This is a genomic window from Ferrovibrio sp. GW821-FHT12D07 (assembly GCF_058807275.1).
In genome coordinates this window covers 738,281-752,501 of record NZ_JBXAQN010000002.1, presented here as the reverse complement: position 1 = coordinate 752,501, position 14,221 = coordinate 738,281, and the positions used below count along the sequence as shown (strand labels likewise).

12 protein-coding genes are annotated in these 14,221 nt (G+C 58.9%); 1 reads left to right on the top strand and 11 read right to left on the bottom strand.

The genetic code is table 11. The annotated features are described in order from the left end of the window. Positions 1-9: 9 nt before the first annotated feature. The 10 genes from AC1RRE_RS15465 to AC1RRE_RS15420 form a co-directional block, all read right to left on the bottom strand. Positions 10-1,128: an N-acetyl sugar amidotransferase gene (locus AC1RRE_RS15465; protein WP_492982086.1), complete on the bottom strand. Its 1,119-nt coding sequence runs from the start codon at positions 1,126-1,128 to the stop codon at positions 10-12. A gap of 10 nt (positions 1,129-1,138) precedes the next feature. Further along, positions 1,139-2,971, bottom strand: coding sequence for an asparagine synthase (glutamine-hydrolyzing) (gene asnB, locus AC1RRE_RS15460; RefSeq protein ID WP_492982085.1), 1,833 nt, complete (start codon positions 2,969-2,971; stop codon positions 1,139-1,141). Further along, positions 2,971-3,981 (bottom strand): N-acetylneuraminate synthase family protein, encoded by a 1,011-nt coding sequence (locus AC1RRE_RS15455; RefSeq protein WP_492982084.1) that lies wholly within the window; start codon positions 3,979-3,981, stop codon positions 2,971-2,973. Before AC1RRE_RS15455 ends, asnB begins: the two co-directional genes overlap by 1 nt. Beyond that, positions 3,978-4,727 carry a GNAT family N-acetyltransferase gene (locus AC1RRE_RS15450; protein WP_492982083.1) on the bottom strand — a complete coding sequence of 250 codons (750 nt, stop codon included), beginning with the start codon at positions 4,725-4,727 and terminating at the stop codon, positions 3,978-3,980. Before AC1RRE_RS15450 ends, AC1RRE_RS15455 begins: the two co-directional genes overlap by 4 nt. Before the next feature lie 18 nt (positions 4,728-4,745). Next, on the bottom strand, positions 4,746-5,786 hold the full coding sequence (locus AC1RRE_RS15445) for an NAD-dependent epimerase/dehydratase family protein (protein ID WP_492982082.1): 1,041 nt from the start codon (positions 5,784-5,786) through the stop codon (positions 4,746-4,748). Then, positions 5,783-6,940, bottom strand: a complete 1,158-nt coding sequence (locus AC1RRE_RS15440) for a DegT/DnrJ/EryC1/StrS family aminotransferase (protein WP_492982081.1) — start codon at positions 6,938-6,940, stop codon at positions 5,783-5,785. The genes AC1RRE_RS15445 and AC1RRE_RS15440 overlap by 4 nt, the downstream gene beginning before the upstream one ends. Continuing rightward, positions 6,937-7,944 carry a Gfo/Idh/MocA family protein gene (locus tag AC1RRE_RS15435; protein ID WP_492982080.1) on the bottom strand — a complete coding sequence of 336 codons (1,008 nt, stop codon included), beginning with the start codon at positions 7,942-7,944 and terminating at the stop codon, positions 6,937-6,939. The genes AC1RRE_RS15440 and AC1RRE_RS15435 overlap by 4 nt, the downstream gene beginning before the upstream one ends. Continuing rightward, positions 7,941-8,609 (bottom strand): cytidylyltransferase domain-containing protein, encoded by a 669-nt coding sequence (locus tag AC1RRE_RS15430; RefSeq protein WP_492982079.1) that lies wholly within the window; start codon positions 8,607-8,609, stop codon positions 7,941-7,943. Before AC1RRE_RS15430 ends, AC1RRE_RS15435 begins: the two co-directional genes overlap by 4 nt. A 5-nt stretch (positions 8,610-8,614) precedes the next feature. Beyond that, complete coding sequence (locus AC1RRE_RS15425; RefSeq protein WP_492982078.1) at positions 8,615-9,913, bottom strand: surface carbohydrate biosynthesis protein; 1,299 nt, start codon at positions 9,911-9,913, stop codon at positions 8,615-8,617. A 403-nt stretch (positions 9,914-10,316) separates the two neighbouring features. Further along, the gene (locus AC1RRE_RS15420; protein ID WP_492982077.1) at positions 10,317-11,615 is read right to left on the bottom strand and encodes a solute carrier family 23 protein; all 1,299 of its coding nucleotides are present in this window, start codon (positions 11,613-11,615) and stop codon (positions 10,317-10,319) included. A gap of 267 nt (positions 11,616-11,882) precedes the next feature. Between AC1RRE_RS15420 and AC1RRE_RS15415 the strand changes: the two genes are divergently transcribed. Then, the gene (locus AC1RRE_RS15415; protein WP_492982076.1) at positions 11,883-13,058 is read left to right on the top strand and encodes a 3-hydroxybenzoate 6-monooxygenase; all 1,176 of its coding nucleotides are present in this window, start codon (positions 11,883-11,885) and stop codon (positions 13,056-13,058) included. On the opposite strand, the gene AC1RRE_RS15410 is transcribed toward AC1RRE_RS15415, so the two are convergent. Then, on the bottom strand, positions 13,055-14,215 hold the full coding sequence (locus AC1RRE_RS15410) for a YbfB/YjiJ family MFS transporter (protein ID WP_492982075.1): 1,161 nt from the start codon (positions 14,213-14,215) through the stop codon (positions 13,055-13,057). The genes AC1RRE_RS15415 and AC1RRE_RS15410 overlap by 4 nt on opposite strands. Positions 14,216-14,221: the final 6 nt, after the last annotated feature.

Sequence of the window (14,221 nt, the reverse complement as noted above, 5' to 3'; positions counted from 1 at the left end):
CCTCCGTGCTCATGCCCAACGCCAATCCCGGATCAGGAAGTCGCGGATTTTCCACACACCACCATCGCGATACCAGATGTCAGGATTGCGGAAATCCTCGCAGATGGCATTGAACTGCGTCACCGGGATTTTGAGGAACTGGCACAGTTTCTCGATATCACCCTGCGGAGTTTCGTCACCGCGCTTGCGTACTATGTCAACGGCGGCCTCCCGAGTGAGGCGGTCGTTGCGGATTTCAAGCGACAGGTTGTCGTAAAGTCGCGTAAAGCCGAATTTGTACCATTTCAGCCAATGGTGGATGGAAATGAAGTCGTCGTCGATATCGGCATAGTCATAGAGACCGGTGCGTGCGCCCTTCGGATCGACCTTGAAGCCATGTGCTGCGGCGACGGCGCGGGTCATGTCCGGATCCCATTCGAAATAATATCCAAGAAACACAGCAAGCAGGCCGGCGGTTTCCAGTTCCTGTTCGGTGGGGCCGAAATAGGGGGTGAGCTCGCTTTCGGTCAGTTCCGGCGAGACCCAGTCGCGTGCAGTGGTGCCATGCGTGACGCCGTATTTCCGTAGCCAGGTGGCATCCAGGCGGAAGCCGGTGCGTTCGGCTTCCAGGCCGCCATACTCAAAGGCTGAATTCTCACCCCAGATCACCAGAGGAATGTTCAGGCGCGTGGCGATGCGCGCCGGGATGTTGAAAATCGCCATGTGCATCGGGATGGCGGTGGTGCCATAACGCTTGAGGGATGTCAGCGTGAACTTGCGCTCGACGAGCGGGGATATGCTGTAATCAATATGGTCAACCCCGATATTGATGAGATTGTCGAGGTTGCGTGTGCCGATATCCGTACGGCCCGGCGGACGCCAGGTAACGGTCAGCGGTTTGAGACCATATTCCAGGCATTTCACTACCTGCCAGGTGCTGTCCTTGCCGCCACTGACGGGGATCAGGCAGTCATAGCCCTTGCTGCGGGCCTTGGCATTGGCGACGACTGCGCGGAATGCCTGCTCGCGTTCTTCCCAGTGGATGACCCTCTTGGTTTCATGCGTTTCACAGGCATTGCATATGCCTGCCGCATTCAGCGTAAGGTTCGGTCGCGTGTCGGGAAGAATGCAGCGTTGGCAGTATCTCATGGCACACCGACTAGCCTGCGAATTCTTCAAGAAAGATCTTGCAGTTCAGGAAGTAGAACAGGAACTTGCTCTGACTGTTGGGCAGATTGGTTTTTTCCAGCAGTGCCGCGATCTTGTTGCGGTCGACGTGGTCGTAGATCGGGCTGTCATTCAGCAGGTAGTCTCGTGTGGCGGCCGAGGACGTGTCCAGCAGGTCTAGGATCGGAGCGTTGAATCCTACTTTGCGACGGTTGTCTACGATGGCATCCGGTGCGATGCCGCGAATGGCTTCGCGCAGTACGGCCTTGGCCTTGCCGTCTTGGACCAGGTGGCGGGTCGGGATGCTGGCGCTGAATTCGAACAGGGGGCGATCAAGAAAGGGCGATCGGTTCTCGATCGAGTAGTACATCGCATTCAGATCGTCCTCATGCAGGATGACTGGAACGGATTCGTGGAACAGCTCATTCATCATGCGATTGCGCAGCACGATGTTGGAGTAGGCCGTCTCGGCAAATGGCTCCTGCCATGGCTTGCGCAGGTAGCGGGCGAATTCATCGGCATCCAGGTAGATATGGCCACGGAAGGATGGATCGCGCACGAAGAGATCGGGATTGCCCAGATGCGGATTGCGCACGATGGGCTTGATGTGCTCCTGCCAGTTCTTCAGGGATTGAGCATGCAGCGCCTGGTCCGAGTGAACGGCGGCGAGATAGGCATTGTGATGGTCATAATAGCCACTGAAGAGCTCGTCGGCGGCCGTGCCACTGATGGATATCCGATACCCGGCTGCGCCGATCTTCTGGGTCAGCAGCCACTGCGCATAATAGGTGATCGTGCAGATGGGGGAGTCATGATACTGAATCTGGGTCCGCAGGCGCTCAATGAAATTGCTTGGATCAAGTGCGACTGGTGTATGCCGAACGCCAAGCTCGCGGACGGCGATGTCGATCATGTCGGATTCTTCGTAGCGTTCGTCAGTATTGACGATCGTAAATCCATGAACATCATAATTGAACATGCGCTTGGCGATACTGATCAGCGCTACGGAGTCGACACCACCGCTCATGCAGAAAGCCAGAGGCACGTCAGCTCTGAGGCGTAGTTCCATCGAACGGATCAGGCGCTCGCGCGTTCCGGAAACCGCTTCATCGAAGCTCATGTCCTGTTCGGCCGGCTTTTCGCGGTTCCAGTAGGGTGTGCGGGTCTCTTTTCCGTCAGAACTGAAGCTGGCCAGAATGCCGGGCGGTAGTTCTTCGACACCTTTGAAGAAATGGGCACCGCCCTTGTACAGCGCCTTGTAGCCATTGACGAGGTAGCGCCACAAGTGATCGTGGTTGACGCTTAACTTGCGTCCTGACAGGGCGACCAGAAACTTGATCTCGGAACCGAAATAGACGCCGGTTTCGTCTTTCAACATGTAGAGCGGCTTCTCGCCAAAGCGATCGCGACTGAGAGTCAGTTGGCCGGTCTTTTCACTATAGTGGGCAAAGGCCCACATGCCTTCGCAGCGGTCCAGGATATTCCAGCCGAAATTCTCGATTCCGGCCAGCAGGACTTCTGTGTCGGACTGTGTGCGCAGCTTGCGTCCGCGCTGCAGCAGTTCTTCACGCCGTTCGATGTAGTTGTAGATTTCGCCATTGAAGGCGATCCAGCCATCGTCAACCTGCATGGGCTGCGATGAGCGTTCTTCCAGATCGATGATCGAGAGGCGGCTATGCAGCAGATAGGTGTTGGCACCTTCCGGCGAGGTCCAGTTGCGCCATTCCTGATGATCGGGGCCGCGGCGCTGCATAAGCTGCAGGCAGGCGTCGAGCCGCTCGCGAGGAAGCGTCTGGCGTCCATAATAGCCGGCAATACCGCACATCAGTCTACGTCCTGGGGCTGAAGGATATGGTGTCGGCCAATATCAGCACGCAGTTTGCGCCCGATCAGGGTGGAGGCTTGGTGAGGCGACATGCCATTGGCGGGTCGAATGTAATCGAGGTCACTGGCCTGCAGCACATGGCCAGCTTTCAAGGGATGTGCGGCAGCGATGCTGCGGCGGGCCGCCTGCCGTGTGGCATCGTCGGGCAATGTGTCGCGTGCGCCACTGCCCAGCATGTCGTCCATGCCGTGAATGATATCGGCAAGCTGGCGCAGCTCTGCAGGCTCCGCCGACAGCGCGTGATCGCGGAAAGCGGAGTGCGCTTTATTGAGAGTGAAATGCTTCTCGATGATGCGGGCACCCAGGGCGAGTGTGGCTGTTGAGGCTTCCAGCCCCAGCGTATGGTCGGAATAGCCGGTTGTCAGGCCGAATGTCTTTGCCAGCAGAGGCACGGCGCGCAAATTGGCCTGGGTCGTGGCTGTGGGATAGAGGCTGACGCAATGCAGCAGTGCCAGGCGCTGGGCCAGCAGAGAGGGAGCAGCCAGGGCATCACCAAAAACCTGAACCGCCCGTTGGATTTCCGGCAGGACCGCCATACCAGTCGACAGGATGGTCGGCTTTCCCGAGTGCGCGGCTGTCTGTAGCATCAGGTCGAAATTCAGATCGCCAGAGGCGATCTTGATGGCATCCATGTCGTCCTGAACGGCAGCCAGTGTGTCGCAATCGAAAACGGAGGCCATGAACAGGCCGCCACGTTTGCGCACGCGCTGCGCCATCTCAACGAATATTTCCGGCTTGAGACGGAAGCGCGTCAGTTGGGCGATGCGCTCGCTCTGGGTGATATTCACCAGGCGCGGGGGATCGATGATCTGAGCCTTCACCGCATCGGCACCGGCTTCGACGGCCGCTTCAGCCAGTTCCAACGCCAGGACCGGGTCGCCCTCGTGGTTATTGCCGATTTCGGCGATCAGCAGGCGCCGCTGGTCAAGGTCAATCGAGCCAATCTTCACGACACAATCTTTCCGTTGCGCACATGGGCATGCAGAGCATGAGCCGCTCGTGTCATTCTGAACCCGCAACTCTCATACAGGCGTAGCGAGGGCGTATTGATGGCCTGGGTGCCGACCCTCAGGCGGTCGGTTTTGCCGGACCAGTTGGATATGAAGTGCCGGACCAGAGTCTGCCCGATGCCTTTGCCCGCTGCAGGCTCATCCACGGCGATCAGATCGATCACGGCGGTCTTGCCTTCATCGGTCAACAATGCGGCAAGGAATCCTTCGATTGCGCCCTTGCGGCCGGCCGTATAAAGCGCTGCACCACGCGTTCCACGCCCATAACTTTCGATCCAGGCTTGCTTGATGCGATCTGCCAGGCTTCGTGGAAACAGGGGGTCGAGGTGGAAGCGGGAGTATCGGAAGCTCCGGCCGGCGATGCTGGCGGCGGCCGCAGTCTGCTCGGGAGATGCCGTTCCGGTATCAATACCGGAAACAGGCGTCGCAGCAGGAATGTCGCTTCGGCGTTCCAGAGTCAGGGCAGTTTCCACGATACTGAAGCCAGTGCGCACGAATGCGGTCGTGGCTTCGACATTCTCCGCCGGTATGCGAAGATAGAAGAAAGCCTCATTGCCTTTTGCGGCGGATAGAAGCTGTTTGGGTAAATCCGTGGCGCCGATGGCTGTTGTGGACACACGGAAGCATGGCCGGCCGCAGATGGCGGACAGCCATTCATCTTCCATGATGTCGCGACCGGCTGGCATGATCTTCCGCAGTACCCGTTAGCGATTAGTCTGGAAGTAGCGCGGATGGCGTTGCGCCATTTCCTTGTACCACTTGATGTATTTGACAAAGCCGACTTCCAGCGGATTCTCCGGCTTGTATCCCAGAATGCGTTTGGCTTTTTCGATCGACAAGGTGCCGCGCTCCGGCATCAGGGCGTCGCGGGGCTGGTATTTGATTTCTGTACTCGGGAAGTGTTCGCGCACAATTTCCGCCATGCTGTTCAGGCTGCGGGCATTGCCATACGTGATATTGAAGATTTCGTTGCGGGCTTCCGGTGTGATGATGCATCGCAGGATGCCTTGCACCAGATCGGAAATATAGGTGAAATCCAGTCCATCCGTTCCATCGCCATTGATGCTGAGCGGTGCGCCGCGCAATGCATTCTCGATGAAGGCCTGGCCGACGCGACGGCTGACGCAGCGTTCACCATAAAGGGCGGAGGGGCGGACAATGGTGTAGGGCGTATCGAAAACCTGGTTGTGCGCAATGACCAGCTTTTCACCGCCATACTTGAGGGCACCATAGATACCCATCGGTTCGCAATGACGCTCCTCGGTTACGGCTTCACCTTCGAAATTTCCGTATACCATCGAGGACGAGAAGTAGATGAAGTGTCGGTTCTTGTCGCGCGCGATATCGAGTGCGTTTTCCAGTGTGCGGAAACTGTGGTCGAATGTCGTGTAAGGATCCTTGTTCGATCGATTGGCGTGAGCAATGGCGGCCAGCTGCACGATGACATCAGCGTCGATCTCGGAAAGGCTGCGCGACAGGATGTGGTAGTCGCGCGCGTCAACGATATGCAGCGGTATGTTCGCCTCTCGCATGGCCCCCAGGCGTTCATAGATCAGTTCGACATACAGCTCCTTGTTCGGATCGTTCGAGGTATTGGTGAAGGCACCCAGGTTGTTGACCTGAAGGCAGTCGATGACATGAGGTTCGGCGCCGTGCTTGCGTAGCTCAAGCGCGATGTTGTGGCCGATAAAACCGGCGCCGCCAATCAGGGCAACGCGGCGTCCCCGCAACTTTTCGTAGTTCATGCCAGTCGCTCCGTTATCGTTTTTACGGCCTTCGCAATATAGTTCATGTCTTCAACGCTAAGATGTGGCCCGACCGGTAGCGCGATCGACTGATCGCTGATGCGGGCGGCATTCAGGTAACGCCCCAGGTCTTCGTTGTATTTCTCCCGATAATAGGCCAATCGGGGAATGGGATGGGGGTAATATACACTGGTGCCGACACCGGCGGCGTTCAGTTGTGTGGCGACCTCGGTCCGTGCACCCGCCAATGGACCATCAAGGACAATGGTCAGACAGTAGTGGCTGTTGACAGCGTCCGATGTGGTGACATCCAGAACACTGACATGTTCGATCCCTGTCAGGCCGGCCTTCAATGCGGAGAAGTTCTCCCGGCGTTTCTGCAGGATGATATCGATTCGCTTGAGTTGTTCCCGACCAATGGCCGAATTGATGTCGCTAAGACGGTAGTTGATGCCGAGTGTTGGGACATCGTACATGCCGGCGACCGAGCGCTCGGAGAAACTGCGGTCGACACCGAAGGCGCGGGCCTTGGCCACCTTCTGCGTCAGATCAGCATGGCGCGAGGCAAACATGCCGCCGTCGCCGGTGGTGATATGCTTGACTGGATAGAACGAGAAGATCGCAGCATCGCCGAACAGGCCGGCATGACGACCGCCGATCCGTGTCCCGATGGCAAGCGCACAATCTTCCACCACCTTCAGGCCATGCTTGTTTGCAATAGCCATGATTGCCGGCATGTTACAGGGAATGCCGAGGAAATGAACGATACCGATCGCCTTGGTGCGCGGCGTCACCAATGAGGCAACGATCTCGGGATCGATGTTGCCCGTTGCCGTATCGCAATCGGCGAAGACCGGACGGCCGCCCATGACCTCGACCGCATGCACGGTGGCCACATGGGTCTGTGCTGGCACGATAACCTCATCGCCCGGCCCGATGCCCAGTTGCCAATAAGCCAGATGTAGGGCGGCCATGCCGGAGCTGACAGTCAGGCAGTGGGCGCCATCACCCATGAAGGCGGCGAATTCAGTTTCGAAGGCGTGGGCCTGCGGGCCGTGGGTTAGAACATCGCCAGCCAGAACATCGAGAACGGCAGTGCGCTCGGCATCCGTGATCCAGGGTTTGCCAAAGGGGATTTTGCGTATCTCGCTCATGCGTATATCACCTGTTCTGCGGTGGCAGTCTGAACGGCACGATCACAGGCAAAAGCTGTGCTGATGCCATCGAATATGGCTTGGCGGCCGGGATCATTCGTGACTGGGCCGGAAAGGATGGCGTCAACAAAGTCTGGGATCAGCGCACCCTTTCCAGGCGGCAGCGGGGCGAGCGACAGCGGAGTGGCCGTCGCGGCCGGATCGCGGGTGGTGTGCAGGCGTGGGCCGGCATCATCCAGCAGGAATGTCTGCCGGGTGCCATAAATCCGCAGGACATGCTGATGCCGGTGTACGCAACCGAAGTTGGCCGTGATGCGGCCAATCATGCCGCTTTCAAACGCCATCGTACCAGCGACGAAATCCTTGTATCTGAATGGCGTGTCCTGCGTGCAGATACGGTTGCCGGTTGCGGTTACAGTGCTGGGGCGCTGGCCGGTCAGCCACAGCATCAGGTCGATCATGTGAATGCCGCCGCCCAGGATGACTGAATAATCGGCCTCTTCATTGCGCCAGCCTTCAGTCAGCTTGTGCAGGCGGCCGTACAGGTATTCGCCGTCGATCGCGTAAATTTCACCGAAGGCGCCATTAGCGATCTCGGTGCGCAGCCAACGATAAAGAGGCGCAGCACGAAGGACGAGATTACTTGCCAGATGCAGGTTTCCGGCTGATTTCAGAAGATGGTTCAGCATGCGCAATTCTTCGTCACTGCGGCATAATGGCTTCTCAACAAAGACATGCTTGCCGGCGCGAAGCGCATCTGCAGTCTGTTGGAAATGCGCGGTATCGAATGATGCAATCGAGATGATATCGATGTCTTTGTCGGCAATGACATCGTCATAGCTCTCAGCCACCTGGCATCCGGGAAATTCCGTGGCCAGCTTTTCCGCCCGGCTCCGATCCAGGTCGTACAGCATCCGCAACTGGCAGTTGGGCAGCGCAGCAAAACTGCGTGCATGCTGTTCGCCTATTCCAAGGCCGATTACGGCAACGCCCAGATTCTTCATGCCTGCCACCTTGCGAGACGGGCATAGGCTGGCTGGGCAGCTTTGCTGGCGATCATCTGGTCCAGGCGAATGTAGTCTTCCAGCGTATCTACGACCAACCGCTGTTCGGCGGCATCGGAATCAGTACAGACGATGCGTTTCAGTCGATAGGACTGCGGATTATCATACAGATGCGGCGTCACATGCTGTTGTTCGTCGGGCGACAGCATCTGAGTGTCCAATGCGAGAAAGCGGTCTGCGCGGATACATTCGACGCTCTGGCCCGGCGGGAAGCTCCGGCGCCACACATTTGAAACGATATCGTAGTTGTCGGAAATTTGGCTGGCCATAAAGGCAACGAGGTCACCATCGATCAGTGGACTGTCACCGCTGATGCGGATGAACCAGGCGGCCGGATGGGCAGATAGGGCAGCCTGGAAACGACGGGCGACATTCTCCAGATCGCCGCGAAACACCGGAATGCCCAGATGAACGGCATACAGTGCCAGCGGAATGTCGCTTTCTGCCTCACTGGTGAGAATGACAATGCGGTCGCGCAACCCGGCAAGCGACAGGCGGTCTATGACATGGCCCAGCATGGGCTTGCCAGCCAGCGGCGCCAGCATCTTTCCCGGCAGCCGACGAGAGCTCATGCGGGCCTGGATGAAGATGCGGTAGTCGATCATGGCACTCAGGCAGCTTCGGTCGATTGACTCGGCAACGCCGAGTTGGGAGCCACGATGATGATATTGGGCATGGGAGAGCCCAGCCAGATATCGGTATTCCCCAGCGTTGTCATGCTGGATTTTACAAAGCTTCTGACGGCTTTGGTGTTGATGAGAGGCCAGCGACGCTCCATCGAAGCGTCGTTAAACCGCTTCGTCGAAATGAACTTGCTCTGAAGCAGGTCTGTAAGATTGCACTCCGGTGGATCAAGCTGGTCGAAGGCGTCGAGGGTCTGCTCCGTAATCGGCTGATCGATGCCATGGAGCGATTGCCGCAGGGTCTCAAGTGTGTCGTTGGACGGCGGCTGCTGAATCTGCTTGAGCGCTTCTTGCCAGCCGCGTGCCGGGATGAGTTTGGCGCTGATGGTATGGTCGGGCTCTGCCATGTAATTGCCGACGGGTTTCTCCAGCAGAACCGACTCCAAGCCGGTTGTACAATTACCCTGCAGCACGCCTTGCGCGGCGATCAACCATGGCGCAACAGCATCCCGATCGTCGACATGCACATTCGGCACGTCCGCCAGTAGATTGCGCCACATCTCAGGGTTCTCATGCGGATGGGGGCGAATAATGACCGTCTTGCCCTTGTTACCCAATTCCCGGCTGAGACCAACCACGGTTTCGATGCCATGGTGTTCGCGTTCATATATTTTATCGAAATACGCTTTTTGCGCATCGGTTTGGGCTGTACCGAGGGTGTCATATTCCAGGCGCTCTCGTTCAACCGACCTGAAACTACCGATGATCCCGAAGGATGAATTGATCAGGATGAAATTGCCTACGGCAGCATGTAATGCATCCGCATAAGGCTTGTAGACATCACGGTTTTTGCCGCGCAGCATTTCTATCCGGACGTTGCCGACATCGATGACCTTCCCGAAAGGGAAGGTTGCTGCGATCTGGCTGTCCAGGGCATTCGCTGACAGGTAGAGGTCGATGTTTTTCGCCGCACCAGGATCAAAGAGCAGGCGCGCATAGTCCTCGATGGAAGAATCATTCGGGATATTGAGAATTTCTTCGCAACAACCAATCGTGCGACTGCCGAGCTGTTTCGCCGCCTCGTAATAATGGGCGCAGCGCGTCGTCGTGGTCTTGTGCCAGAAGACGCCAGGTGGCATCAGCGGCAAATTGGCTTTCAGGATGACTTTCTGGGAGATCACGCTGGCATAGCCGCGACGGGCGGCGGCCACGGCGAAATACAGTCGCGAGTGCAGCTCGCGCCGCTGCACTTCGCAGGACATGTATATCGGCTTGACCTTTTTCATCAAAACCTCGGCAGTTTTCTACTGTACAGGGCGCAACATTTTGTGGCCCGGGCGAAGGACGAGCATCCTGTCCGGATTATGGCGTTAATAATCTTACCCGACCGTTAAATTTCCTCCCCTTCAGTTTTCGACGGCGCCATATTTTGTAATAAAATCAATATCTTGTGTGATTTTAGCCAGCTTTTTGGATCAAAGGTGGTGGTGTCAAAGTTCTTTCGCAGACCTGTGAGATGCCCGGTGACCCGCCCCTTTCCCGGCATTCAATAAACAGGGGTTTCTCAAGGTCTCCAGCATCGACCGATTGGCCACGTCTAGCGAGATGGGACAGGGGCGTCGGCAAAAAGAAACCCGCGGCAGGTCTCGCTGCCGCGGGAAGGAAGGCAGACGCTTGCTTGATGTCGGACTATTTGATGTCCGATTGGCGGCCATTCAGGATCTGATACAGGATGATCGCGCCGAAGGTGGCGGTGCCGATGCCGCCCAGCGAGAAGCCGCCGAACTTGAGCATCAGGTCACCGGCGCCAACGGTCAGCGCCACGCCCACCGTGATCAGGTTGCGGGCGTTGGAGAAGTCGACCTTGTTCTCCACCCAGATACGGCCGGCCGTGGCCGAAATCAGGCCGAAGACCACCAGCGCCAGGCCACCCAGGACGGGACCGGGGATAGTGAGGATCAGCGCGCCGAACTTGGGCGAGAAGCCGAGCAGCAGGGCAAAGAGCGCGGCGACGATGAAGATCAGCGTGGAGAAGATCTTGGTCACCGCCATCACGCCCATGTTTTCGGCGTATGTGGTCATGCCGGTGCCACCGCCGGCACCCGAGATCATCGTGGCGATGCCATCACCCAGGAAAGCGCGGCCCAGCAACGGATCGAGATTGCGGCCGGTCATCACGCCGATCGCCTTCACATGGCCCAGATTCTCGGCCACCAGGATGATCGCCACGGGTGCGATCAGCGCCATGGCGCCGGCTTCGAAAACGGGCGCGGTGAAGTTCGGCATGCCGATCCAGGCGGCATTCATCACTCCGCTGAAGTCGATCGGCTTGCCCATGCCGGCGCCATTGGCCAGCACGGCGTAGACAATATACGCGGCCAGGCCGCCGAGCAGGATCGGCAGGCGCTGTAGCGTACCGCGCGTGTAGACTGCCACGACGCCGACGGCCACCACTGTGAAAAGCCCGATGAAGGCGTCGAAACCGCTGGCGCTGACGCCCTTCACGGCGATCGGCGCGAGATTGAGACCGATCACCGCGACGATGGCGCCGGTCACGACCGGCGGCATCAGGGTTTCGATCCAGCCATGGCCGATCTTCATAACGATCAGCCCGATAATGGCATAGACCGCGCCGGCTGCGATGATGCCGCCGAGTGCCACGCCGATATTGGCGTTAGGGCCACTGCCGCTATAGGCCGAGGCCGCGATCACCACGGCAATGAAGGAGAAACTGGAGCCCAGATAGCTTGGCAGCTTGCCGCCGGTGATGGCGAAGAAGATCAATGTACTGACGCCGGAAAACAGGATCGAGACGTTGGGGTCAAAGCCCATCAGCAGTGGTGCCAGAACGGTGGCGCCAAACATGGCCACGACATGCTGCAGGCCGACGGCAATTGTCTGGCCCATGGGCAGGCGTTCATCCGGCGCGATCACACCGCCGGTCTTCAGGGTCCATCGCGACAGGAAGCCGCCATTCGATTGTGCCATTGGTTTTCCCCTTTGCAGTTTGGTCTGCGTGTGTCGGGTAGCTGTTTTGGTTATGAATCGGCGCTCCCGAGTCTTCGACTAAAGTCGATCATTCGGCGTCCCTCATCGCGTGTCAAACGGACTTCGCGAGTCGCGGGAAAGGCGAATAGCGGACCGGTTTCTGAAATCGCCTTGCCGGAATCGACGCTGCGGCTTACACTGATAATATTAATCCGTGCACGGATTTATATTATCCAAGCGTCCGCAGAGGCGTTCCAGGGAGGTTTTATGGCAGCGGTGCAGGATCGGCCGGTCATCATCATTGGCGGCGGCATCGGCGGCTTGGCGACAGCTTTGGCGCTGGCGCTCAAGGGTATCGACAGTGTGGTACTGGAACAGTCGACCGAGTTTCGTGAAGTCGGCGCCGGCATCCAGCTCGGACCGAATGTCTTCCGCCGTTTCGATGCGCTCGGCATTCGCACTGGCATCGATGCAAAAGCGGTGTTTCCTGAAAACCTGATCATGCGGGATGCGCTGACCGGCGAGGAAGTGACGCGCATGCCTCTGGGCGAGCGGGCACGAAAGCATTGGGGCTTTCCGTATGGCGTGACCCATCGGGCCGATCTGCACGGCACCTTCCTGGAAGCATGCCGCGCACAGCAGCGGATTACACTGCGTACCAATACCAAGGTCACGGCCTGGAAGGATGACGGCGAGAGCGTGGCCGTGACGCTGGCCGATGGTGAAGTTATTGCCGGCAGCGCCATGGTCGCCTGCGACGGCTTGTGGTCCCAGGTGCGCGAGGAGATCGTCAAGGACGGCAAGCCGCGTGTTTCGGGCCATATCGCCTATCGCGCCGTGTTGCCGACTACTGAAGTGCCCGAGGGCCAGTTCGAAAACAATGTCGTCCTCTGGGCCGGGCCGAAGACGCATCTGGTGCATTATCCGCTGCGCAGTAATGAGCTGTTCAACCTGGTCGCAGTGTTTCATTCCAATCGCTATGAGGAAGGCTGGAATGCCTTCGGCGATGTGGACGAACTGAACGAGCGGTTCCAGAACCAGCAGCCGCAGGTGCACAGGCTGCTCGACAAGATCGAATCCTGGCGCATGTGGGTGCTGTGCGACCGTGAGCCGGTGGAAACCTGGACGAAGGGTCGCATCGCGTTGCTGGGTGATGCGGCGCATCCGATGCTGCAGTATCTGGCACAGGGTGCCTGTATGGCCATCGAGGATGCCGTCTGTCTCGCGGACTGCCTGCATGGCTCGCGCAGTGATCCGCAACGGGCGTTTCTGGCCTATCAGAAGGCCCGCTACCTGCGCACGGCACGGGTGCAGGTGATGGCGCGCGTTTACGGCGATTTCTATCACGCCACCGGCCCAGTGCGCGAATTACGCAACATGGCGCTGTCCGGTCGCAGCGTCGATGCGGCCTATGCCGGCAACGACTGGCTCTACGGCGGCTAAACGGCTTCGCCGGGCTTGCGGACGAAGATCGTCAGGATCATGGCTGTGAAGATGCCACTGGCGCCAAGCGCGAACAGCAGGTTGTAGGAATGCGTGAGATCGAACAGGTATGAGAAGAGGTAGCCGACGCCTGCTGATGCACCGGCAAAGCCGGCGGTAAGCCAGCCCCAGACTTGGCGGTGTGCGCTATAACCCACCAGTTCCACCACGCGGCCCGAGGCGAGCGCCGAGATGCCGGGTGTCATGGCGCCGACGGTGATGGCCGAGACGGCCAGCGCCACCGGATGAGTGGAGATCAGCGGCAGTGCGATGGCAGCACTTTTGATGGTCAGCACGCCAATGATGCTGCGATAGAAACCGAACCACTCCGCCGAGAAGCCGACGAGCATCGGCCCGCAGAGTGCGCCGACCCCGAACAGAACCCAATAGAAGCCGCCGGCAGTGACGCCGAGTCCCAGGCCGCGGGCGACATAGTCGGCCCAGAAGACGGTATGCGGCACGAAGCCGGCAGAATCGAGCGTATAGGCTGCCAGCAGCAACGCGACCGGCAGAGTGAAGGCGCGCGCCGGTGCTTCGCCCAGTGACGGGGGCGGCAAGGCGGTATCACCGTCCCACTGCTTCCAGGTCAGCGCCGCGATGATCAGCGCCAGCACACCCATGCCGAACCAGATCGGTGCGGGGCCAAACGATGCTAGCGCAGGCACCAGCGTGCCGGCGGTCATGATGCCCAGCCCAACACCGGTGAAGATGATGCCGTTGGTGCGGCCGCGTTGGGCCACCGGTGCGCGCGACAGGATCAGAGGAATGCCGGCTACCATCAGCAGGCCGCCGGTGAAGCCGGCGATGAAGCGCCAGGGCACGAACCAGGCAAAGCCCCAGGGCACGGCGCAAACAATCAGGCTGAAGGCGGAGATCAGCATCGAGGCGCGGATCAGGCGCGGGACGGGCACAAGCCGGGCCATCGTGGCGGCCAGCAGGCTGCCGGCGACATAGCCGAAAAGGTTGGTGGCGCCGAGATAGCCTGCATCGCCGGCGCTGAGCCAGTTCTCCTGGACCAACACCGGAATCAGTGGTGTATAGCCGAAGCGGGCGAGGCCGAGGCCGAGAAGCAGCGCGCAAAGCCCGGTGAGGGCATTGCGCAGGACAGGATTCAACATGGGACG